This is a genomic window from Mesorhizobium sp. M6A.T.Cr.TU.014.01.1.1 (assembly GCF_004022765.1).
Lineage (GTDB): Bacteria > Pseudomonadota > Alphaproteobacteria > Rhizobiales > Rhizobiaceae > Mesorhizobium > Mesorhizobium mediterraneum.
The window spans coordinates 255,891-277,789 of sequence record NZ_RZPG01000001.1 but is presented as its reverse complement, the minus strand read 5'-3'; the positions used below and the strand labels follow the sequence as shown (position 1 = coordinate 277,789).

The following is a 21,899-nucleotide window of genomic DNA, read 5'->3' as shown; positions in this document are numbered from 1 at the left end:
TGCGTCGGCTGGGGAGCGCGAAGGCGGTTTTTAGGAGAGCTTGTTGAAAGGCATTATCTTGGCTGGGGGCAGCGGAACCCGGCTCTATCCGCTGACACTGGCGGTCTCTAAGCAAATCTTGCCGATATACGACAAGCCGATGATCTACTATCCGCTGAGCGTCCTGATGCTGGCGGGAATCCGCGAGGTTCTGGTTATTTCGACCCCGCGCGACCTGCCGGTTTTTCAAGATTTGCTTGGTGACGGATCGGAATTCGGGATTGACCTGTCCTATGCTGAGCAGCCGCATCCCAACGGCCTTGCTGAAGCCTTCATCATTGGCCGTGACTTCATCGGCAATGACAGCGTCTCGATGATCCTCGGCGATAACATCTATTTCGGCGAAGGGCTGTCGCAGCTCTGCCGCACGGCAGCTTCGCGCAAAAGCGGCGCCTCGGTGTTCGCCTACCATGTCGAGGATCCGCAACGCTATGGCGTGGTTTCGTTCGACAAGATCAGCGGCTCCGCTTTGACGATCGAGGAAAAACCGCAGGCACCGAAGTCGAATTGGGCCATCACCGGCCTCTATTTTTACGACAATGATGTCGTGAATATAGCCCCGACGATCCGACCTTCGGAGCGTGGCGAGCTCGAGATCACGGCGGTCAACAACGTATACCTGGAACGCGGGCAGTTGCAGGTTCACCAACTCGGTCGCGGCTATGCGTGGCTCGACACCGGCACCCATGACAGCCTGCATGAAGCCTCTTCCTTCGTGCGCACGATCGAGCATCGTCAAGGTATCAAGGTTGCCTGCCCGGAAGAAATCGCCTTCGAGCAGGGCTGGCTGACGGCGGACAAGGTTCTGCAGCGCGCCACCCGCCTGGGAAAGAATGAATATGCCGCCTATTTGCGCAAGCGCGTCATCGAGTTGACGGAGAACTAGGTGTTGGAGATCAGGCCCCTCGGCCTCGACGGCGTGCTGGAGATCATCCCGAAGCGGTTCGGCGACACGCGGGGGTTCTTTGTCGAGACCTACAACGTCGAGCGGTTTTCAGACGCCGGTATCGATCTGCGTTTCGTGCAGGACAACCACTCCTATTCCGCTGCCGCGGGTGTGTTGAGGGGGCTTCACTATCAGCTTCCCCCGCGTGCCCAGGACAAGCTGCTGCGCGTTATCCGCGGCAGGATTCTTGACGTTGCGGTCGATATTCGCCGCAGTTCGAAGACATTCGGAAAATGGGTGGCCCTCGATATCTCCGCCGAAAAAGGCAATCAAATTTTGGTGCCGCAAGGCTTTGCGCACGGTTTCGTCACGCTCGTGCCGGACACCGAGGTGCTGTATAAGGTCACCGACACCTATTCGCCGGAACATGACCGATCGATCCGTTTCGACGATCCCGCCATCGGCGTCGAATGGCCATCGCTATCAGGCGGATTTCAACTTTCGGACAAGGACCTCAAGGCGCCGCCGCTCGCCGCCGCCGAGGTGTTTGTGTGAAAGACGTTTACGTGAGGAGAGCGGCATGAATTTTCTGGTGACTGGAGGTGCCGGCTTCATCGGCTCGGCGGTGTGCCGGCATTTGTGCGGCAATCCGGCCTACCGGGTGACCAACATCGACAAGCTCACCTATGCGGGAAACCTCGCCTCGTTGCGGCCGATCGAAAACGCGCACAACTACAGATTCGTGCACGCCGATATCTGTGACGACAGGACGATTCTGGAAATGCTGCACCGCGACGACATCGACGTCATCATGCATCTTGCCGCCGAAAGCCATGTCGACCGGTCGATCGACGGGCCGGGCGCGTTCATCGAGACCAACATCGTGGGAACCTACCGAATGCTCAATTCGGCCCTGGAATATTGGCGCAGACTTCCCGACGAGAAGAAAAACCGTTTTCGTTTCCATCATGTTTCGACCGACGAGGTGTTCGGCGATCTGCCCTTCGACGGCGGCGTCTTTACCGAACAGACGCCCTACGCACCGTCTTCGCCCTATTCGGCGTCGAAGGCCGCGTCCGATCACCTGGTACGCGCATGGCACGACACCTACGGCCTGCCGGTTGTCCTGTCGAACTGCTCGAACAATTACGGTCCGTTCCATTTCCCCGAAAAGCTGATCCCGCTCGTCATATTGAACGCGCTCGACGAAAAACCATTGCCGGTCTATGGCGCCGGCGCGAACGTGCGCGACTGGCTTTTCGTCGAGGACCATGCGCGCGCCTTGGCCATGGTCGCGACTCAAGGGGCGGTCGGCGAGAGTTACAATATCGGCGGCGGCTCGGAACGCACCAATCTGGCGGTGGTCGAGGCGATCTGCGATATCCTCGACAGCAGGCGGCCGCGTTCCGCCGGTCGGCGCTATCGCGATCTCATCACCTTCGTTGCCGACCGCCCAGGCCATGACCGGCGCTACGCGATCAACGCTTCGAAGATCGAGCGCGATCTCGGCTGGACGCCGCGCGAGACCTTCGACAGCGGCCTCGCCAGGACGGTCGACTGGTATCTTCAGAACGAGTGGTGGTGGGGTCCGATCCGCCGCGAGCACTACGCCGGCGAGCGGTTGGGCGAAGCGCGGAAGGGTGCTGCGTGAGGCTTGTCGTCACCGGACGCGAGGGCCAGGTCGTCAGCAGCCTTGTCGAGCGTGCGCGCACACACGCGGACATCGAGGTCGTCACCCTCGGCAGGCCTGAACTCGATCTGGCGAAGCCGGAGACGATCGAACGGGCGCTTGTGGCTACCCGACCCGACCTGGTCGTATCCGCCGCAGCTTACACCGCCGTCGACCAGGCTGAGGACGAACCGGACCTTGCCTTCGCCGTTAACGGCATCGGCGCCGGCCATGTCGCCGCGGCTGCAGCACGGATCGGTGCACCGGTGATCCATCTGTCGACCGATTATGTCTTCGACGGGAGCGGCGAGGGGGCTTATGTAGAAGAAGACGAGCCCGCTCCGCGCAGCGTCTACGGCGCCTCGAAACTCGCCGGCGAGCACGCGGTCGCCAAGGCCAACCCGCGTCACCTCATCCTGCGCACGGCATGGGTCTACAGCCCGTTCGGCAGGAATTTTGTCAAGACGATGCTGAAGCTGGCAGCGGATCGCGACGAGATTGCAGTGGTGGCCGACCAGTGGGGAAATCCCACTTCGGCGCTTGATATCGCCGACGCGATCTTGCATGTCGCGGCGATGCTGCACGGCAACAAGGGCTTTGCTTCCTTCGGCGTCTATCATCTGGCGGGAACCGGCGAGACCAACTGGAGCGGCTTTGCCCGTCATATCCTGGACACAAGCCGCGTGCTTGGTGGCCCCGATGCCGTGGTGAGGGACATCGCCATGAAGGACTACCCGACCAAGGCGCAGCGCCCGGCCAATTCGCGGCTTTCGAGCGCGAAGTTCGCAGACGCATTCGGATGGAACTTGCCGGAATGGAGGGGGGCGACAGGCCGAGTTGTCGAGCAACTGCTTACAAGGCGCCTTTAAATGGATGAATCATTGACCCCACGCAATGGCGGGAACGCAGCCCTGGACGAAGCGCACCGAGACCAGCTAGGTCCGATTCTAGATGACGGACTTGCTCCCCTATTTTGGCCGCCTGCGTCGCTCGATCGCGCAAGCGCCTGGTTCGGGCACATCCCCTTTGCGCAGTGGCTCGTCAACGCCACTTGCCCGAGAGTGTTGGTGGAACTGGGTACCCACGCTGGCGTCTCGTATTCCGCGTTCTGCTCGACAGTCGCACGTGGAAATCTCAATACTCGTTGTTTCGCTGTCGATACGTGGAAGGGTGACGATCATGCAGGTCATTATCCAGAACAGATTTATCTAGATTTTTCACGGTTTAACGACGCGACTTATGGCAGTTTCTCGACCCTATTGCGGCGAACCTTTGATGATGCGGTGGAGCATTTCGCTGATGGGACCATTGATCTTTTGCATATTGATGGTTTTCACTCCTATGAGGCAGGTAGCCACGATTTCAATACGTGGAAGCCAAAGCTCTCCGACCGCGCGATCGTTTTGTTCCACGACACTAACGAACACAGAGAGGGCTTCGGGATCTGGCGCCTTTGGGAAGAACTAAAACAACAGTTTCCAACCTTTGAATTTCTCCATAGCCACGGACTAGGCGTCCTTTGTTTCGGCAACCAAGTCCATCCTGCTGCAATCGAGCTGTGCAATCTCGACAGCGGGAGGGCCAAAAAACTGCGGGAACGCTTTCAAGCCATAGGAGAGAGGTGGGCCCTAGATGCGCGATTGCGGCGCCAATCAACCGAAATCGAGGCTCGACTTGGTAAGCAAGCCGAAGAAGCGGCGTCTCTTCGAAAGCAGCTGGAGACTACAGCGAAGGAGCGGGCCGATTTGCTCCGAGCCAACGATGGACTCAAGTCTGAACTTGAGTCCGTAGCGCACGATAGAAACCAGGAGCGGGCCGATTTGCTCCGAGCCAACGATGGACTCAAGTCTGAACTTGAGTCCATAGCGCACGATAGAAACCAGGAGCGGGCAGATTTGCTCCGAGCCAACGATGGACTTAAGTCTGAACTCGAGTCCGTAGCGCATGATAGAAACCAGGAGCGGGAGGCGGCTCACAAACTGATCAGTACACGCGATGCCGAAATCGCGAAGCTGGAGGTCGAGAAGAAGGCCTATGAGATCCAGAGGCGGGAACTCGAAACCCATCTAGTGGGCCTTCGTCGAGAAAAGCAGGAATTCTTAGCTTCCACGTCTTGGCGTATCACCGCGCCGGTTCGCGCGATGCCTGCCCGGATACGCGCTCCAGCTAGACTTCTTGCGAAGTTGGCTTGGTGGACCATTACACCTCGCCTTTGGGCTACGCGTTACAAATACTATCGAAACGTGCTCGCTATTAAACGCACCGAAGGAGCTACGACGCCTTCGGTTGCTCAGCGATCGCCAGGGCCAGCAACCGAACAAGTCGAAGCCAGATATATTCGCAAGCGCATAGAAGCGCAGTTTAATTCTGTTGCAATCATTGTCCCCGTCTACAATGCTCCACAAGAAACGGATGAATGCATCCGGTCTGTTTTGCGGCACAGCGACCCGTCAGTTCAACTCATTGTGATAAACGATGCTAGTTCGGATCCGAAAATAAGGGAGGTGTTGGCCCAGTATACTGATTTGCCAAATGTCGAAGTGGTCCACAACGAAACCAATATTGGTTTCACGAGAACGATCAATCGTGGAATTGAATTGGCTGGCTCAGCTGACGTCGTATTTCTAAATTCAGATACAATCGTCACGCCGCAGTGGCTGCGCAATCTTCAATTCGCGGCGTACTCGGAAGATCGTATCGCCACAGCGACACCATTTTCGGACAATGCCGGGGCGTTTTCGGCGCCGGAGATTGGCAAGAAGAACCCCATCCCGAGATGGTTGGAACTCGATGACTACGCTCGTCTCGTCACGCGTAACAGCAAGCGGCATTACCCCAAGGTTCCGACCGGAAATGGCTTCTGCATGTTTGTCAGGCGGGCTTGTATTGATGAAGTCGGCACACTTGATGCCGAGACGTTTCCGCGTGGCTACGGCGAAGAGAACGATTTCTGCATGCGCGCCGGCAGGAAGGGCTGGCAGCATGTGATCGATGACGCGACTCTGATTCACCATGTGCGCTCAGCCAGTTTTGGTGATGAAAAAACGCAATTAATGAAAGACGGTCGCGCTGCTGTCGACAAACGCTTCCCAGAATACTCGAACCGCGTTCGCAGCTTAATCGATGATCCAATCGTTTCGGCTGCACGCCAAAGAGTTGGCGAGGCTGCTTCTATCCCGCTGCAACAGAACGGGGTGCGCCCCCGCGCCGTGTTCGTCATATCGACCCGAACTGGCGGCACGCCACAAACCAATCAAGATCTTATGGAGGCTTTGCACGACCGCTACGAGGCCTATCTATTGCGTTGCGATGCGAAAACCGTCGAATTTTTCCAAATCGCTGGACGCGAGCAAATACTATTGGAAACGGTCAAGCTTGAGCAGCCGCTCAAAGCATTCCCACATGCATCGGAGGAATATGACGCGATCGTCCGACAACTTTTAATCCAGCATCAGATTGAGCTCGTGCATATTCGGCACATAGCTTGGCATAGCCTCAAACTACCGGCAATCTGCAAATCTTTGCAGGTGCCGGTCGTTTTTTCATTTCATGACTTCTATACTATTTGCCCAACAGTCAAACTTCTTGATGAGAATTTACAGTTTTGCGGTGGGACGTGTACTGCTTCGCTCGGCCAGTGCAAACATGAATTGTGGACCGATCCAGACTTCCCTCCCTTAAAGCGCAACGCCATAAAAGACTGGCAATCGGCGATGAGCGAGATGCTGGCACACTGCGATAGTTACGTGACCACTTCGCATGGATCGCGTGATCAGATCATGCAAATCTATCCTGTCACGCAGAAAAAACCATTTGTTGTGATTACGCATGGCCGCGATCTACAAATAAAGAATGTAACCACAACCGCTAGATCGACAAAAGAAAAAATTCGCATATTGGTACCTGGAAACATAGATATTTCAAAAGGTGCTGGGATACTTGAATCTCTAGCGGAGTTGGATAAGGACGGAATATTTGAATTCCACCTCCTCGGCAGGACGACAATACCGCTAACGAGGAATTTCGTTTTTCACGGACCGTATAAGCGAGAAGAGTTCATTCAGAAGGTGGAGAAGATCCGACCTCATTTCGGCGCTATCTTATCGATTTGGCCTGAAACATTTTGTCATACTTTGACGGAAATGTGGGCGTGCGGGCTGCCCGTGCTGGCGCTGGACTTCGGCGCGGTGGCCGAACGTATACGCCAGACGGGAGGCGGATGGCTTCTTGCAAATTCCTCGCCGCAGATCCTGTTTGAGCGGTTGCAGGCGATCACCCAGGATTTCGTAGACTATTCGCAAAAAGTCGATGAAGTGCATCTATGGCAGGACGCGATTGGCCGTACCAACTCGACGCTTTGGATGTCGCAGTACTATGACGAAATATATCGCAATCTACTGACGCGAGAAACACACGTCTCTGAGGGGCTGCATCGTCCCCGTGTCGGAGTGGTCCTGCCCGGAAATGGCCCGAGTTATCCCGCTTCAAGTCACATCAGAGTTTTGGAAAAAATCCGCGATAATATACGACGACCTGTCAGATATGATCTCATACAGCCCGGTGATGTAGCCAATGAATCGGTGGTCGGCCAGTTTAACGCTATCCTCGTTCAGCGTACGGCTTTGCAGCCATATGATCTGACCAAATTTACGTCGGCATGCTCCTCTAGCGGCACGAAAGTCATTTTCGAGATAGACGACGACTTGATCGACATGGGCGACCGACGGGATCTGACTGTGAATTACGAAGCATTCAAGCAATCGGTAAAATCAATTGCTCAGACGGCTGACGTCGTCATCGCGTCTACGCCGATTTTGGCCGGTCGTCTCCGAACCATCAACCGTTCAGTTGTGATTGCGGAGAATGCGCTAAGCGAGCGGCTCTGGTTTGGTCCAATTGCTTCCGGCTTGGATGACCTCGGAGTTCCCAACCTCCAAAAGCGTGCCAGCCAGGAAATCCGCATAGTTTACATGGGAACAAAAACTCATACCGCAGATCTCGCACTTTTGGAGCAGCCAATCAGAGTCTTACGGTCTGAATTTCCGAATCTCCGATTCTTTACCATTGGCATTACCGATATATCTGAAAACTGGTTCGAAAATGTCAATATCAGAGACAAGTATAAGCCCTACTCGAATTTTGTACCATGGTTCAGAAATTTCGCGGCGGAAATGGACATTGCTGTTGCCCCGCTCGATGACACATCATTCAACGCCGCAAAGTCGCCGTTGAAATTCTATGAATATTCCGCCGCCAAATTGTGTGGACTCTACAGCGCGGTCGAGCCATACAAGTCCGCCGTTCGATCAAGAGTAACGGGTTACCTAGTTGATAATAACGTTGAAGCCTGGACGGACAGTTTACGGCGCGCAATTGATAGACCGGATGAAAAGCGCCAGATAGTTGCCAGGGCATTTGACGAGATGCTTCATCATCACGGAATGAAGGCGGCGGCAGAACAGCTGGATAATATCGTCATGGATTTGTCCGCCGTACAGTCGGAAGTGAAAATTGTTGGCGGTGGAGCCGACTGAGATTTTCGGGAGTGGAGTATCGATGCTCATTAGCCCTCAATCTGTTCTATCAAGAGTCGCTGTTGAAAGACGGGAATATCTTCAACGAAGACTGCCGCGTTTTGGTTCGATTTTGGAACTCGGTGCGTTTGATAATCCAGTATTCAGGAAAGAACTTGGAGACATGGTTAAATACGCAGATTGGTTTGGGAAAGAAGAATTGCTTGACATGCACAAGTCTAATCACAAAAGAAATTTTAATAGAGCGGTTGATGTCGACTATGTAATCAAGGATCACCTATTTGCGAGACACGTCGATGCGAAATTCGATTTAATCAGTGGAAGTCATGTAATAGAGCACATCGCAGACGTTGTGACATGGCTTAAAGAGATCGAAGCGCTACTTAGGCCTGGAGGGGCGGTCTTCCTCGCTATCCCGGATCGGCGTTACACCTTTGACTATTTTCGATCGGAGAGTACTGCGATCCAAATGGTACGCGCGCATGAGGAAAAGCTTTCTAGGCCAGATAAATGGCAGATATTTGATCATTTTTATTACCACCAAAAGGTAGATGCTGAAGCAATTTGGAATGGAATGCCGCCTTCGGAATTCAAATCGAGATTCAGTTTTAGTGAAGCGATAAAGCGATCAGAAATTGCCAGCAACGAGTATACTGATGCTCACTGTTGGGTGTTCACTCCAAGTTCGTTCGAAATCGCCATCAATGATTTGCGGCTGCCAGGCCTGGTTGGATTGTCGGTGGAGCACGTTGAGCCGACCAGACGGGGTCGAAACGAATTTTGGACAGTTCTGAGGAAGTAACATTTCCTGTGGCGGCGAGAAAACTATTTACGAGGAGGGTTGGTTATGGCGGCAAACGCGCACCTCACATACCACTCAGATCGGGCGATTACAGTCGGACAGTTTCAGCCCAACATGGGCTACAAACCCAATTATTCCTACGCTGGTCCGGACATTGACGAGTTTCAGACATTCCTTAGAAACTGCCCTATGCGAGGCAGTCTTATCGATATCGGAATACCAGGATGGTTGAGGCGCGAAGATGCGCTAAAGCTCTACGAACTGGCCAGATTTGCCGAAGGAGATATTCTCGAGTTCGGTACGAACGAGGGACTATCGGCCTATATTCTCGCCAATGCAGTCGCAAATTCTGGGCGTAAGGCTGAAATCGTCTCTATGGAGTTGTCACCGGAGATTTCAGCGACGGCTCACAAAAACCTCACGGCTCACGGAGTGAATGGAACCATTCGTCTTGAAGTGGGAGACGCCGACGCTACCTGCCAACGCTTAGTGGATAGCAATCGAAAGTTTGGTTTTTCCTTCATTGATCATTCGCATGCCTATGAGCATGTTGTGAAGGCATGCCATAGGTTGAAACAATTGATTGAGCCCGGTTCGTTCTGTGTGTTCCACGATTACAATGACAAGCGAAATTCGAGGCGCACCGGATTGGGGGAAACCAGCAACGAATATGGGATCATAGCCGGTATTGAAGATTCGCTTGATACCAATCTGTTCGAATTCGTAGGCATTTACGGATGTTGCGGCGTTTTTAGGAGAAAAGATATCTAGCAGGCTATTGTAAAAGTGAACGATGTACCCGTTCCGATTCTGGTCTGTTCGCGCTGGGACATTCCGCGAGCAAACGATTTTTTCAACAGCCTGCGACGCGAACGGTCATTCCCGTCCGCTCCCAGCTCGATCAAATCATCAGCATGAAGCACGAACTGGTTTGGCTGGCGCAGTATCGGCCTGTTTGCCGAACCACTCTTCAGCCCCGCTGAATGTTTTCACCCGGGCTTCCTCCAATTCCAGAATCTTGTTGCAGGTCTTCTGCAACAGCGCGTGATTGTGGCTCGCCAGAACGATGATCCCGGCTTTCTCAGCCATCTCGTTCATACGCCGGCGCGCCTTGTCCTGAAATTTCGGATCGCCGGCGCCGATCCACTCGTCCATGAGCAGGATCTCGGGCTCGAAGCTGGTGGCGATGGAAAAGGCCAGCCGCGCCGCCATGCCCTGACTATAGGATTTGAAGGGTAAGTCGATGAAATCGCCGAGCTCACTGAATTCGATGATGTCATCCATGCGTGCCCTGATTTCATCAGGGGTCCAGCCATTGATGAGGCCTCGCAGTTCGATGTTGCGCCGTCCGGTGGCTTCGGTGCGGAAGCCCAGCGCGATGTTGAAAAGCGCATCGACCCGCCCGTCGATTGCGACCGTGCCGTTTGTCGGCTCGTAAATGCCGTAGAGCACTTTCAAAAGCGTGGTCTTGCCGGCGCCGTTGGCGCCAACGAGGCCGAGCCGGTCGCCCGCCTCGAGGGAAAAGCTAACACCCTCGAGCGCCGTCACATGGCGTGCGCGGCCCACCCCTTCGATGCGCCCGCCCGTCGGCATGCGCCTGTCGCGCTGGGCAAGCGTCAGCTTCTGACGGATCTTGTAGGTGAGGCCGAGATTGTCGGCGCGGATCGAAACCATCAGAGCATGAACACGATCTTTTTGCGATAGCCGCCCAAAAGCAGCGCCGCCAATACCCACAAGAAGAGGATAATTGTGGCGCAAATGCCGAAGGCGGCGACCGGGAATTCAGTGTTGATCACCGGCAGGCGCACGATCTCGAGGAAATAGGTGAAGGGGTTCCAGCGATAAAGCTCGCCACGGACGCCCCCGTCCGGACGCATCCAGAATATCGGGGTGATGAACATGCCGATGCGCATCAGGTTCTGCACGATGAAGCTCAAATCGGGGAAGAAGGCGCCGGCGACGGCCAAGACCAGGATCGCCGCCGGCGTCGCCACCACGATCATGATGAGCGCCAACCCTGACCAAAGCCAGCCAACGGTGACTGGCGTGCCGACGAGCAGCAGGATGGCGAGGCAGCCGATCAGCGCATAGCCCGCCCGGATCACCGATTGCATGGTCATGCGCAAGATATAGACGGTGAGCGGCAGGGTGGTGCCCTTGATGAAGCTCTCCTCGCGGTTAAAGAGCGTTACGCTCTGGGTGGTTACTTCCGTGAGATAGAGCCAAACGAACAGCCCCGTCGCCACATAGGCGGCAAAATGCGGCACCGACTGATTGTCGCCGAAGATGACGACAAAGGTGCCGGCAAAGGCGAGATAATTGATCAGGAGCCAGATGGGGCCGAGTGCCGTGCGCTTGTGGTGGTCGCCGATATCCTCATGGGCGAGCGCCATCCAGACGCTGCGCATCCTGAGGCCGCGATCGAAATCGGCAAGCGCGCTTCGTACCACCTTCAACATAATCGTCCCTGCAAAGCCTGGCGCTGGTATCACAGGCCCGGCGTGATGCAAAGCGGGCCTGTCGTGCGCACATGGCATTCGCACACGTTCAAAGCCGATTGGTCGCGCAGGACCAAGATTTTGGAATCAATAGTCGTTAGCCAAACAGACTCAAAAAATATCTGGCGATGCCTCCAACTCCGCGCTATGCGGTGCACTGAGGATTGGCACCATAAACAGGGGGTCGGTGACGGACGATATTCGATCTGGCGCCATTGTAGTGTCCGTATGCTTGCGCCTGGAGTACAGTACTACCCAATGAATTCATACTTGGAAGCCGTATTCAGACTTCGGCCGGACATGCGGCGCGCCTTTATCATGATCCAGGACGCCGTCATGGTCCTGGTCGCGGTCGCGCTCAGTCTGGTTTTGTCGCGGTCCAATCTCTCTTTCGAAGCTTTTTCCTACGAGGGCCTGACCACCTGGGCGTGCATCGTCGTTTCCAGCCATTTGCTGTTCAGATATTGCGGCCTCTACAACACGGTCTGGCGCTTCGCTTCGACGCCGGACTTTTTCAACATCCTGAAGAGCTGCGCGATTTTGACCGTCGTACTCTATTGCGCCTCGCTTTCGTTTCGTTTCTTCAAGCCGGTGACGGGCCTCAACGAGCGCCAGTTCATCGTCTTCTTTCTTGTGTCCTTTACGATCATATCGGCCCCTCGGCTCTTCTATCGCTTTCTTCGTGACGGAGCGAGCTGGCGTATCTTGAACAGGGCCGCCGACAAGGGATTGACAAAGCAAGCCCTGTTCGTCGGCCGGCTCGGCGAGGCCGATCTGATCATTCGCTTTACGCGCACGGCGCAGCCTGGGGACTATTCCATCGCAGGGGTCATGGCGATCGAGAACGACGCGCCGTTGGGCACCCGGATTCAAGGGGTTCCGGTGGTGGCAGTCCGCCCCCGTTTGACGGAATTCCTAGAGGACTACACAAAGGGCACGAAAAGCCTGGACCTGCTGATTTTCGGAAATGGTGCCGGGCGGGAGATCGAGGAGTATTCGGAGCTAGTTCGTGTCGCCCGGCATAGTGGCATAGCCGTTGTGCAATTCTCGGGATTTTCCGAACTGGGGCAAGGAGGAAAGCTGGTTCTCGACGCCGTCGAGATGGAAACGATCCTGCGCCGTCCAGCGGTGCCTTCCGACATCGAGCGTATCGGCACTTTTGTCCGCGGCAAGCGCGTCCTGGTGACAGGCGGCGCCGGCTCCATCGGGCGAACTCTGGTCAGGCGGTCGCTGGAACTGGGCGCCGAGGCGGTGCTGGTCGCCGATCTCTCCGAGTTCGGCATTTTCCAGTTGAGCCAATATATCGACGAGAAAGACCACGATCGTCTCAAGGCCCGCATAGTCGATGTGGCGGACCGGCGGCAAATGACGCGTGTCATAAGCGAATTCAAACCCTGCATCATCTTTCATGCCGCCGCGCTCAAGCACGTCCCCCTGCTCGAGGAAAACTGGGATGCGGCGATCCAGACCAATGTTTTCGGAACGCTTGTCTGTGCAGAGGTAGCCGCCAAATGCGGGGTTCCGCAATTCGTGCTTGTCTCGAGTGACAAGGCGGTGGATCCGACATCCGTGCTCGGCATGACAAAACGAGCAGCCGAGCAGATCGTGAGCGCCTTACATGAAAGCCATGCGGCCCAACCAAACGGGCATCAACCGCGAGGGCATCATTCCGGCACCAAGTTCATTGCCGTCCGGTTCGGCAACGTTTTTGGCAGCAATGGATCAGTGGCGACCATATTCCAGGCGCAGATCGAGGCTGGAGGGCCTGTCACCATTACGGATCGGCGCATGACGCGCTATTTCATGACAGTGGCCGAAGCCGTCGACCTCGTCATCATGTCGGCAGCCGATGCGGCGTCGCGACAGGGCAGGGACGACTATGCCGTCTATATGCTCGACATGGGCAAGCCGGTGTCCATAGTTGAAGTCGCCGAGACGATGATCCGCATGGCTGGAAAGAGCCCCTACACGGATATCCCAATCCGGTTCACCGGGATAAGGCCAGGCGAGAAACTTCATGAAACGCTTCACGGCGAAGATGAAGAAGTCGTTGAGCTCAGCACCTCCAAGGTTTTTGGCCTCAGGACGGATGTTGTCGACTGGCCGCGGGTCGAGACCGCGCTTACGGCGCTGCACACAGCGATGAAGAGCCAGGACAAGGGCTCGGCGCTTGCCGTGCTGGAAGGGCTCCATCAAGCAGAAAGATCCCCGGGTGACGCACGTCGGCCAACAGGTCCGAAAAGAATTGGACATGCAGGATAGGACCCTTCGGGCGGTTGTGATTGGATGATGGGAAAAAATCCGATAGCCGTTCTCAGGCATTTGCAGATGACACCACAATCGTGAGCAAACAAGATCAGCGCGTTGCCATACTGATGGGCACGAAGGACGGCGCGGCTTTCATCGAAGAACAGCTCGGCTCTCTCCTCACGCAGTCGCATTCCCCCGTCGATCTGTGGATTTCCGATGATGGTTCGACCGACGGCACGACCGCCCTCATCGGCGCCTGGAAACCCCGCTGGCACAAGGGTCGGCTGACCTTGGTGGACGGCCCCCGCCAGGGTTTCGCTGCCAATTTTCGATCAATGATCGTCGATCCGCGGATCGAGGCGGACTACTATGCCTTTTGCGACCAGGACGACATTTGGGAGCCGGACAGGTTGGACAGCGCTATCCGCTGGATGCGGACGCTGGACGCAGAAATCCCGGCTATGTTCTGCTCCAGAACCGCAACCATGACCGAAACCGGAAGCGTGATCGGCTGCTCGCCGCTGTTCCAACGGCCGCCGTCCTTCCGCAACGCTCTCGTGCAAAGCATTGCCGGCGGCAACACCATCATGATCAACGGGGCGGCACGCGACCTGCTGGCCAAGGCGTCGTCAAAGACCCGATTTGTCAGTCACGATTGGTGGGCCTACCTCATCGTAACGGGTGCAGGCGGCATCGTTCGGTATGATCCGCGGCCTCTGGTGCGCTACCGCCAGCATGGGGCAAATTTGGTCGGGGCCAACGTTTCGTGGAGGGCGAGATTTTCCCGGCTCGCACATCTGCTGAAAGGCGGATTTGCCAATTGGACGGATGAGAATCTCAGTGGTCTGGCCGCCAATCGTGATCTTCTCACGACAGACGCGGCTGCGTGCCTAGGCTTGTTCATCCTGGCGCGAAAGGGCAATATCTTCCGTCGTCTGAGCTATCTGCGCCAAAGCGGCGTCTATCGGCAGACGCCTTTTGGAACCTTCGGGCTCTATTTGGCAATCATCTCCGGCCGGATTTAATCCATGTTCATGGGGGCAGCGAAGCGGACCTTCGACCTCGTGGTGGCGGCCCTGCTGCTGCTGATCACGTCGCCTGTCCTGTTGCTTGCCATCCTGGCTATTCGGCTATCGTCACCCGGGCCTGCAATCTTTTCCCAGACGAGGGTAGGCCGCAACGGCGGGCTTTTTCGCTGCCACAAGTTGAGAACGATGTATCTGGGGACGCCGTCATTGCCCTCGCACGAGGCGCCGGCAAATTCGGTTACGGTGGTCGGAAAAGTCTTGCGGCGGTTCAAGCTTGATGAATTGCCGCAGCTCTGGAACGTCCTTAAGGGGGAAATGAGCCTGGTCGGGCCACGTCCATGCTTGCCCACACAAACGGAGCTGATCGAGCGTCGCAAGCAGTTGGGCGTGTCATCCATGCTTCCGGGCATAACCGGCTTGGCTCAGATTCGAGGCATCGACATGTCGGTCCCGACGCTCTGTGCCGAAACCGATGCCGCTTATCTCAAGGCGGCGTCGTTCGGTCTCGATGTCAGGATTCTGCTTGGAACGATTTATCGGACCTGAGCAAGTCTGCTGCCCCGCGCTATTGCGGTCAGTCGCTCGATCGTATCGGTTTCCGGCAGCCAGCCCTCCGAAATGAGCAGGGACGGATCGCATATCTGCGTTGCGGTCAAGCTTTCCCAAAATTTGCGTTTGCCCAGCAACGATGCGACCGGCCGTATCAGGCCGGCAGGGGCCGCAACCAGGCGTTTCGGCCGTCCAAAGCCTTGTCGAAAGGCTTCGATGATGGCGGCGACCGGGATTGGCCGTATATCGCTGGCGATATAGACGGGGCGAAGCGGGATCGAATGGGTCAACAGGTGCAAAACCGCCCGGGCCGCTGCCTCGGAGGATATCAGCGAGCGGACCCCCGCCAGGGCCGCTGCGGGCAGCGGCAAGGCGGTGTCGGCCAAGCGCATCAGTGTCGCCAGATTTCCCTTCATGCCAGATCCGTAGACCGGCGGCAGGCGCAGCATTGCGGCATCGGAGCGGCCGGACGATGCATAAGCGTCCAGGACCCTGATCTCGCCTTCGCGTTTCGAACGCCCATAGGCGCATTGCGGGGCAGGGATAGTCTCTTCGTCGAGCCTCCCGCTGAAGCCGGCGTCGACCACAGCCCGGGTCGAAGACAGGTAAATAAAGCGTCCGTTGGCCTGTGCAGCCGCGGCGCGCGCGAGCTGCTCGGTCAATTCGGCATTGGCTTTCAGGTAATCGGCTTCGGTTGGATTGCCACGATCGTTGTTCAACCCGGCGCAGTGGACGACATGCGTGACGTCTTTCAGGATCGTCGCAAAGGCCTCGGCAGGCGCGTCGAAATTCGGCAGCAGGAGGATGTCGTTTCCCGAACCGAGCTTTTCCGGGTGCCGGGAGGCGATCCGGATCTCGAACTGCGCGTCTCGGAGGTGTTGCACGACAAGGCGCCCGATGAACCCTGTGGCGCCAGTCACCAACACTTTCATTGCTGTCGCCGAATCTCTATGGGCCCGCCGGTGTCACCGGCAGCGTTCGTTCTTCCGTTATCGGAAGGGTGCGCCCCGATGCAAGATATGTCCCCGACACCAGGAATGCCATCAGCACCGAATCCAGAATATCATGACCGATCAGAATGCCCACCATTCCGCCTGTGAGATAGGTGATCACCACAATGACGATCATGGTGGCGCCGAACCGCTCGACCGGATCGGCACTGATGCGCAGCACTGTGGCGGCATTTTTGGCGGCAACGATAAAGATGGCCGCCAGCGCGACAGCTCCCACGATTCCTGCTTCCACCAGTGCGGTCAGAAAGCCGTTGTGGAAGTGGCTGAAGCCTTTGTCCATGCCGAACTGCTCTTGGAATCCCTGTTTCATCAACAGCGGCGTCGCGCCCACCCCATGTCCGAAAAGCGGCATTTCGCGAAATGCGTCGAGGCCAATTTGCCACATGGCAACGCGAAATCCCAAGGCGGTGCCGTAGTTGCCATGCGCCGTGAGCGCCTCCCAGTCGGAACGGAGGAACTCGGCTCGCTCCAATATTGTTTGGAATCCAAAGGCGGCGATCGCGAGGCCGGCCACGCCCAGCATCAACAACAGACGAAGGGCGTACTTGCCCCTGAGCCTCTGCCGATTGATCAGCAGAACGGCTATGCCTGCAATCAGCATCGCCAGCCAGATGATACGCGAACCGGAGTAGAGGATGGCAATTGTTCCGGCCAGCGCCGCACAGGCGAGAAGGCCCCTGGCCTTTTCGATGCCCGACAAAGCGCCAGCCATGCATACCAAAACACTAAGGCAGGTGACCGTCGCGAACACGATCGGATTTCCAGCACCACCTTCAACCCTCGGCATGCCGAGCCAATAGTACTGGATGGCCGTCAGCAGCAATGCGCCGAAGCAAGCGGCCGTGCTGCTCAGTATGATGACGCGGGCAAGGGTGATTTTGTGCGAAATGCTCCAGACCGAATATGAGAAGGGGAAAAACAGGAAGGTGATCAGCGGCACAAGATGCGTCGCATCCATCGCAATCGAGTTGTTGACGATGGAAGCAAGGACAACGGCGCCGCAAAATGCATAGATCGCGACGGTGAGGGCGGCCATGGGCCGATCGACATTGAAGCGCCGTCTCTTCAAGGCAACCAGCAAGCTCGACCACAGGCCGCCGCCATTGAATACAAAGCTAACCACCGATCCCAAAACGGGGGGAGAAAAGAAGCAAAGAATTGAAAAGTAGGTATTGATCCGCGAAGGTGTGAATTGTTGTTTTATCGATGAAAGCCGGTCCAAGGGAATGATTCGCATTCTTCGGGATCTTTTGAGATGAGGATTTAACTTGGCCGTGGCTGGTGCAATGATCTTCAAGATTCATGCACATGCGCTACGCGCGGTGGCTCATTCAGGAGCCGGTATAGCGGCTGATCATGGTTTTCGATAGTACGGCAGGGTCGGGCTGCCATCAAAATCGACAGTGCGGCTTAATCCACCACTCGTGTTCCGCGAATATTTTTCTTGGGCCACGGGATCCCTTAGCTCATTGGGCAGGAATTTCCGAGTTCTGGCGCCAGCGTGGAAAATTCATTCCCGAACCACTCTAGGGCAGGCTTGTCTTGCATTGTTATAAACAATGGCGATCTGCTAGAACGCCTGCACGAAAAGACATTATCCAGAAGTGACGCTTGAACCGGGTAGCTGAAAATTGCGCCTGATGCATCGATGCAAGGTCTGGATGGCACGAGAGAACGCTCACAGTCCATGAACATCGCGCTTACGCACCTTCAGCGGCTCGAGGCTGAATCCATCCATATCTTTCGCGAGGTTGCGGCGGCGTTCGCCAAGCCGGTCATGCTCTACTCCGTCGGCAAGGACTCCTCCGTGCTGATGCACCTTGCGATGAAGGCGTTTTATCCCGCCAAACCACCGTTTCCCTTTCTCCACGTCGACACGACCTGGAAATTCCGCGAAATGATCGCTTTTCGCGATCAGATGGCGCAAAAGCTCGGCTTCGATCTCCTGGTCCACGTCAACGAAGACGGTGTGCGCGACAAGATCAATCCCTTCGACCATGGCTCGAATACCCATACGCATGTGATGAAGACCGTTGCGCTGCGGCAGGCGCTCGACAAGTACGGCTTCGATGCAGCCTTTGGCGGTGCCCGTCGCGACGAGGAGAAGTCGCGCGCCAAAGAGCGGATCTTCTCCTTCCGCAACGCCCAGCACGTCTGGGATCCGAAGAATCAGCGGCCGGAGATGTGGAAGATATTCAACACCCGCATCGCGACCGGTGAATCGATCCGGGTCTTTCCATTGTCGAACTGGACCGAGCTCGACATCTGGCAGTACATTCTCCAGGAAGACATCCCGATCGTGCCGCTCTATTTCGCCAAGGAGCGGCCGGTCGTCGAACGTGACGGCATGCTCATTCTGAGGGATGACGACCGCATGGTATTGCGCCCCGGCGAGACAGTGGACAACCGGCTGGTGCGCTTCCGCACGCTTGGCTGCTATCCGCTGACCGGCGCGATCGAATCGGACGCCGATACGCTGGAGGCCATCGTCGGCGAAATGCTCACCGCGCGCACGTCAGAGCGCCAGGGCCGCTTGATCGACCGGGATGAAGCGGGCTCGATGGAAAAGAAGAAGCGCGAGGGGTACTTCTGAGCATGCGCCACATCATGGCCAAGAGCCTCGCCTCCACCGACGGCATTCGTGACTATCTTGCGGTGCAGGAACGAAAGTCGCTGCTGCGCTTCCTGACCTGCGGCTCGGTGGACGACGGCAAGTCGACGCTGATCGGGCGTCTGCTTTCGGACACCAAGCAGATTTTCGAGGACCAGCTTGCCGCGCTTGAGCGTGATTCGCGCAAGCACGGGACGACGGGCGACGACGTCGATTTCGCGCTGCTGGTCGATGGCCTAGAGGCGGAGCGCGAGCAGGGCATCACAATCGATGTCGCCTATCGCTTTTTCGCCACGCCGAAGCGCAAGTTCATCGTTGCCGACACGCCAGGCCACGAACAATACACGCGCAACATGGCGACAGGCGCGTCGACCGCCGATCTGGCCATCGTGCTGATCGATGCCCGTCAAGGTGTGCTGCGCCAGACAAGGCGCCACTCGATCATCGCCTCGCTGCTGGGCATCCGGCACATCGTGCTCGCCGTCAACAAGATCGATCTCGTCGGCTTCGACAAGGCCGTCTTCGAACGAATCATCGAGGATTTCAGGCAATTTTCGCACAAGCTCGGCTTCCAGACGATCGTGCCCATCCCGATGTCTGCCCGTTACGGCGACAACGTCACCAGCCGCTCGGACAAGACGAAGTGGTATTCCGGGCCGACGCTGATCGAACATCTGGAAACCGTGTCGGTCGATGAAGCCGTTGTCGAACTGCCGTTCCGTTTTCCGGTGCAGTATGTGAACCGCCCCAATCTCGATTTTCGCGGTTTTGCCGGCACGATTGCTTCCGGTTCCGTCTCAACAGGCGACGAGGTCGTTGTCGCCAAATCTGGCAAGTCCGCTCACGTCAGGCGCATCGTCTCGCATGGCGGCGATCTGAGCCAAGCGGTTGCCGGCCAAGCCATCACCCTAGTTCTCGACGACGAGGTCGAGGTCTCGCGCGGCAATATGCTGGTGTCGCCGGCGGCGCGGCCTCAGGTCGCCGACCAGTTCGCCGCCAACATCGTCTGGTTCGACGAGCATGCGCTGTTGCCGGGCCGCTCCTACATCCTGCGGACCGAGACCGATCAGACCAGTGCCACCGTCACCGACCTGAAATACCGCGTCAACGTCAACGACTTTGCCCATGAGGCGGCCAAGTCGCTCGAAATGAATGAGGTCGGCATCTGCAACATCTCGACGCGGGCGCCGATCGCCTTCGACACCTTCGCTGAGAACCGCACGACCGGCGCCTTCATCCTGATCGACCGCATCACCAACGCCACGGTCGGCGCCGGGATGATCCTGCATTCGCTGCGCCGCGCCGAAAACATCCACTGGCAATCGCTCGATGTCGGCAAGCACGGTCGCGCCGATCTGAAGAACCAGCGGCCTGCCGTGTTCTGGTTCACCGGGCTCTCGGGCTCGGGCAAGTCGACCATCGCCAACCTCTTCGAGAAGAAGCTGTTCGCCACCGGCCGCCACACCTACATCCTGGATGGCGATAATGTTCGCCACGGCCTCAATCGCGATCTTGGCTTCACCGACGCCGACCGCGTCGAAAACATTCGCCGCGTTGCGGAAGTGGCGCGCCTGATGGCCGATGCCGGGCTGATCGTCATTGTTTCCTTCATTTCGCCCTTCAGCGCGGAGCGGCGCATGGCCAGGGAGTTGATGGCCAACGGTGAATTCGTCGAGGTGTTTGTCGATACACCCTTTGAGGAATGCGCCAGACGCGATCCGAAGGGTCTCTATGCGCGGGCGTTGAATGGCGAAATCAAGAATTTCACCGGCGTCGATTCCCCGTATGAAGCTCCTGAAAACCCCGAAATCCATCTCAAGACACTCGGCAAGTCTGCCGAGGAGATGGTAGAGGCCCTGGAACTCTGGCTGAACGAGCGCGACATTGCCGAAAACCAATACGATAGCGGCGGCGGCATCTGACGACGAAGCGATGCTCGGCGTGTTCGAGCGCCTTGCCTTGGCGGCGGGGCGAGAGGTGATGCGGGTTTTCGATGCTGGTTGCGCGGTCGATCAGAAATCAGACAGCTCGCCGGTGACCGAGGCCGATCGCGAGAGCGAAAAGATCATCCTCGCCGGCTTGCGCGCCGCGTTCCCCGACATCCCTTGCGTGGCTGAGGAAGAGGCATCGGCCGGCATCGTGCCGCCCGACCTCGACGACGCCTTTTTTCTGGTGGATCCGCTCGACGGCACCAAGGAATTCGTCAACCGCAGGACCGACTTCACCGTCAACATCGCGCTCGTCCGCCACGGCGTGCCGGAGATCGGCGTGGTCTTTGCGCCATGCACCGGACGCTTTTTTTCCGGCCGGCCGGGCAGGGCGGAAGCAATCGACGTCGATGGCGACTACCAGATCATCGGCCGTCGGCCGATTTCGGCCAGGACCGGTGTGGCGCCACTGACCATCGTCGCCAGCCGGTCCCACAACACGCCCGAGACCGAAGCCTATATCCGCACGGTAGGCGCTGCCGAGATCGTCTCGGTCGGCTCGTCGCTGAAATTCTGTCTTGTCGCCGGCGCCGAGGCCGATGTCTATCCGCGCTTCGGCCGCACCATGGAATGGGATACCGCGGCCGGCGATGCGGTGCTGCGCGCCGCCGGCGGCATGACGCGCACGCTTGACGGCAAACCGCTGGCCTACGGCAAGCGCAATCAGAGCGATGACGAGGACTTCGCCAATCCGCATTTCATAGCCAGCGGCAAGGCAGTCGGGCCAATCTGACGATTATAACGTCGCTAGCCCTGCAGGGCGTGGGTCGCCGTGCGAAGCATAAATCCGGCTGAAACCGCGCGTCACGATCCCCGCTTCGGTCGTGGCATCTGGCGCACAGAACTCTTCGACGAAACGATTTCGCCCAAAACATCGCCGCTCGAGTCAAAATACATGAACCGGCCGCGGGCAATCAGACGTGCCCCAAGAACAGGTTCTTCTTGGCTACGTTCGCATTCCGCCGCACACAAAACCTTATGCTCTCCTGATGGGCGGTTGCCATCACGTGTTGGCGTTTCTATATGTACGTC

At 57.1% G+C, this 21,899-nt stretch carries 17 protein-coding genes; 13 read left to right on the top strand and 4 right to left on the bottom strand.

Features of this window, described 5'->3' with window-relative positions; translation table 11 throughout:
- The first annotated feature begins 43 nt into the window (after window positions 1–43).
- Genes rfbA through EN885_RS01270 form a run of 7 tightly spaced genes read left to right on the top strand, consistent with a single transcriptional unit; the run spans window position 44 to window position 9,701 of the window.
- Complete coding sequence (gene rfbA, locus EN885_RS01300) at window positions 44–925, top strand: glucose-1-phosphate thymidylyltransferase RfbA (RefSeq protein ID WP_128244066.1); 882 nt, start codon at window positions 44–46, stop codon at window positions 923–925.
- On the top strand, window positions 926–1,480 hold the full coding sequence (gene rfbC / locus EN885_RS01295; protein ID WP_095486116.1) for a dTDP-4-dehydrorhamnose 3,5-epimerase: 555 nt from the start codon (window positions 926–928) through the stop codon (window positions 1,478–1,480).
- Window positions 1,481–1,505: 25 nt separating this feature from the next.
- Window positions 1,506–2,576, top strand: coding sequence for a dTDP-glucose 4,6-dehydratase (gene rfbB, locus EN885_RS01290; RefSeq protein ID WP_128244067.1), 1,071 nt, complete (start codon window positions 1,506–1,508; stop codon window positions 2,574–2,576).
- Window positions 2,573–3,463, top strand: coding sequence for a dTDP-4-dehydrorhamnose reductase (rfbD, locus tag EN885_RS01285; protein ID WP_128244068.1), 891 nt, complete (start codon window positions 2,573–2,575; stop codon window positions 3,461–3,463). The genes rfbB and rfbD overlap by 4 nt, the downstream gene beginning before the upstream one ends.
- Window positions 3,464–8,128 (top strand): class I SAM-dependent methyltransferase, encoded by a 4,665-nt coding sequence (locus EN885_RS01280; RefSeq protein ID WP_128335151.1) that lies wholly within the window; start codon window positions 3,464–3,466, stop codon window positions 8,126–8,128.
- Window positions 8,129–8,150: 22 nt separating this feature from the next.
- Window positions 8,151–8,930, top strand: coding sequence for a methyltransferase domain-containing protein (locus tag EN885_RS01275; protein ID WP_128244070.1), 780 nt, complete (start codon window positions 8,151–8,153; stop codon window positions 8,928–8,930).
- A 45-nt stretch (window positions 8,931–8,975) separates the two neighbouring features.
- Window positions 8,976–9,701: a class I SAM-dependent methyltransferase gene (locus EN885_RS01270; protein WP_128244071.1), complete on the top strand. Its 726-nt coding sequence runs from the start codon at window positions 8,976–8,978 to the stop codon at window positions 9,699–9,701.
- 138 nt (window positions 9,702–9,839) lie between these two features.
- On the opposite strand, the gene EN885_RS01265 is transcribed toward EN885_RS01270, so the two are convergent.
- Together EN885_RS01265 and EN885_RS01260 are read right to left on the bottom strand one after the other, a co-directional pair.
- The gene (locus EN885_RS01265; RefSeq protein ID WP_128335150.1) at window positions 9,840–10,604 is read right to left on the bottom strand and encodes an ABC transporter ATP-binding protein; all 765 of its coding nucleotides are present in this window, start codon (window positions 10,602–10,604) and stop codon (window positions 9,840–9,842) included.
- Window positions 10,604–11,323 (bottom strand): ABC transporter permease, encoded by a 720-nt coding sequence (locus EN885_RS01260; protein WP_245492958.1) that lies wholly within the window; start codon window positions 11,321–11,323, stop codon window positions 10,604–10,606. The genes EN885_RS01265 and EN885_RS01260 overlap by 1 nt, the downstream gene beginning before the upstream one ends.
- Before the next feature lie 363 nt (window positions 11,324–11,686).
- Here EN885_RS01260 and EN885_RS01255 point away from each other — a divergent pair, with 363 nt between their 5' ends.
- Genes EN885_RS01255 through EN885_RS01245 form a run of 3 tightly spaced genes read left to right on the top strand, consistent with a single transcriptional unit; the run spans window position 11,687 to window position 15,252 of the window.
- Window positions 11,687–13,690: a nucleoside-diphosphate sugar epimerase/dehydratase gene (locus EN885_RS01255; protein WP_164897765.1), complete on the top strand. Its 2,004-nt coding sequence runs from the start codon at window positions 11,687–11,689 to the stop codon at window positions 13,688–13,690.
- Window positions 13,691–13,710: 20 nt separating this feature from the next.
- Complete coding sequence (locus tag EN885_RS01250) at window positions 13,711–14,703, top strand: glycosyltransferase family 2 protein (RefSeq protein ID WP_245492957.1); 993 nt, start codon at window positions 13,711–13,713, stop codon at window positions 14,701–14,703.
- A 9-nt stretch (window positions 14,704–14,712) separates the two neighbouring features.
- On the top strand, window positions 14,713–15,252 hold the full coding sequence (locus EN885_RS01245; RefSeq protein ID WP_128241588.1) for a sugar transferase: 540 nt from the start codon (window positions 14,713–14,715) through the stop codon (window positions 15,250–15,252).
- Here the strand turns inward: EN885_RS01245 and EN885_RS01240 are convergent.
- On the bottom strand, window positions 15,240–16,187 hold the full coding sequence (locus EN885_RS01240) for an NAD-dependent epimerase/dehydratase family protein (protein ID WP_128241577.1): 948 nt from the start codon (window positions 16,185–16,187) through the stop codon (window positions 15,240–15,242). The two genes, EN885_RS01245 and EN885_RS01240, sit on opposite strands and share 13 nt — an antisense overlap.
- Window positions 16,188–16,203: 16 nt before the next feature.
- Entirely contained in the window at window positions 16,204–17,391 is a 1,188-nt protein-coding gene (locus EN885_RS01235) for an O-antigen ligase (RefSeq protein WP_128241587.1), read from the bottom strand.
- A 564-nt stretch (window positions 17,392–17,955) separates the two neighbouring features.
- Between EN885_RS01235 and cysD the strand changes: the two genes are divergently transcribed.
- From cysD to cysQ, 3 genes are read left to right on the top strand one after another with little or no spacing between them, the layout of a single operon-like run.
- Window positions 17,956–18,861 carry a sulfate adenylyltransferase subunit CysD gene (cysD, locus tag EN885_RS01230; RefSeq protein WP_095486105.1) on the top strand — a complete coding sequence of 302 codons (906 nt, stop codon included), beginning with the start codon at window positions 17,956–17,958 and terminating at the stop codon, window positions 18,859–18,861.
- Window positions 18,862–18,863: 2 nt separating this feature from the next.
- A complete protein-coding gene (gene cysN, locus EN885_RS01225; RefSeq protein ID WP_164897747.1) occupies window positions 18,864–20,801 on the top strand; it encodes a sulfate adenylyltransferase subunit CysN in 1,938 nt (645 codons plus the stop codon).
- A gap of 10 nt (window positions 20,802–20,811) precedes the next feature.
- Complete coding sequence (gene cysQ / locus EN885_RS01220; protein WP_164897764.1) at window positions 20,812–21,600, top strand: 3'(2'),5'-bisphosphate nucleotidase CysQ; 789 nt, start codon at window positions 20,812–20,814, stop codon at window positions 21,598–21,600.
- The last annotated feature ends 299 nt before the right edge of the window (window positions 21,601–21,899 follow it).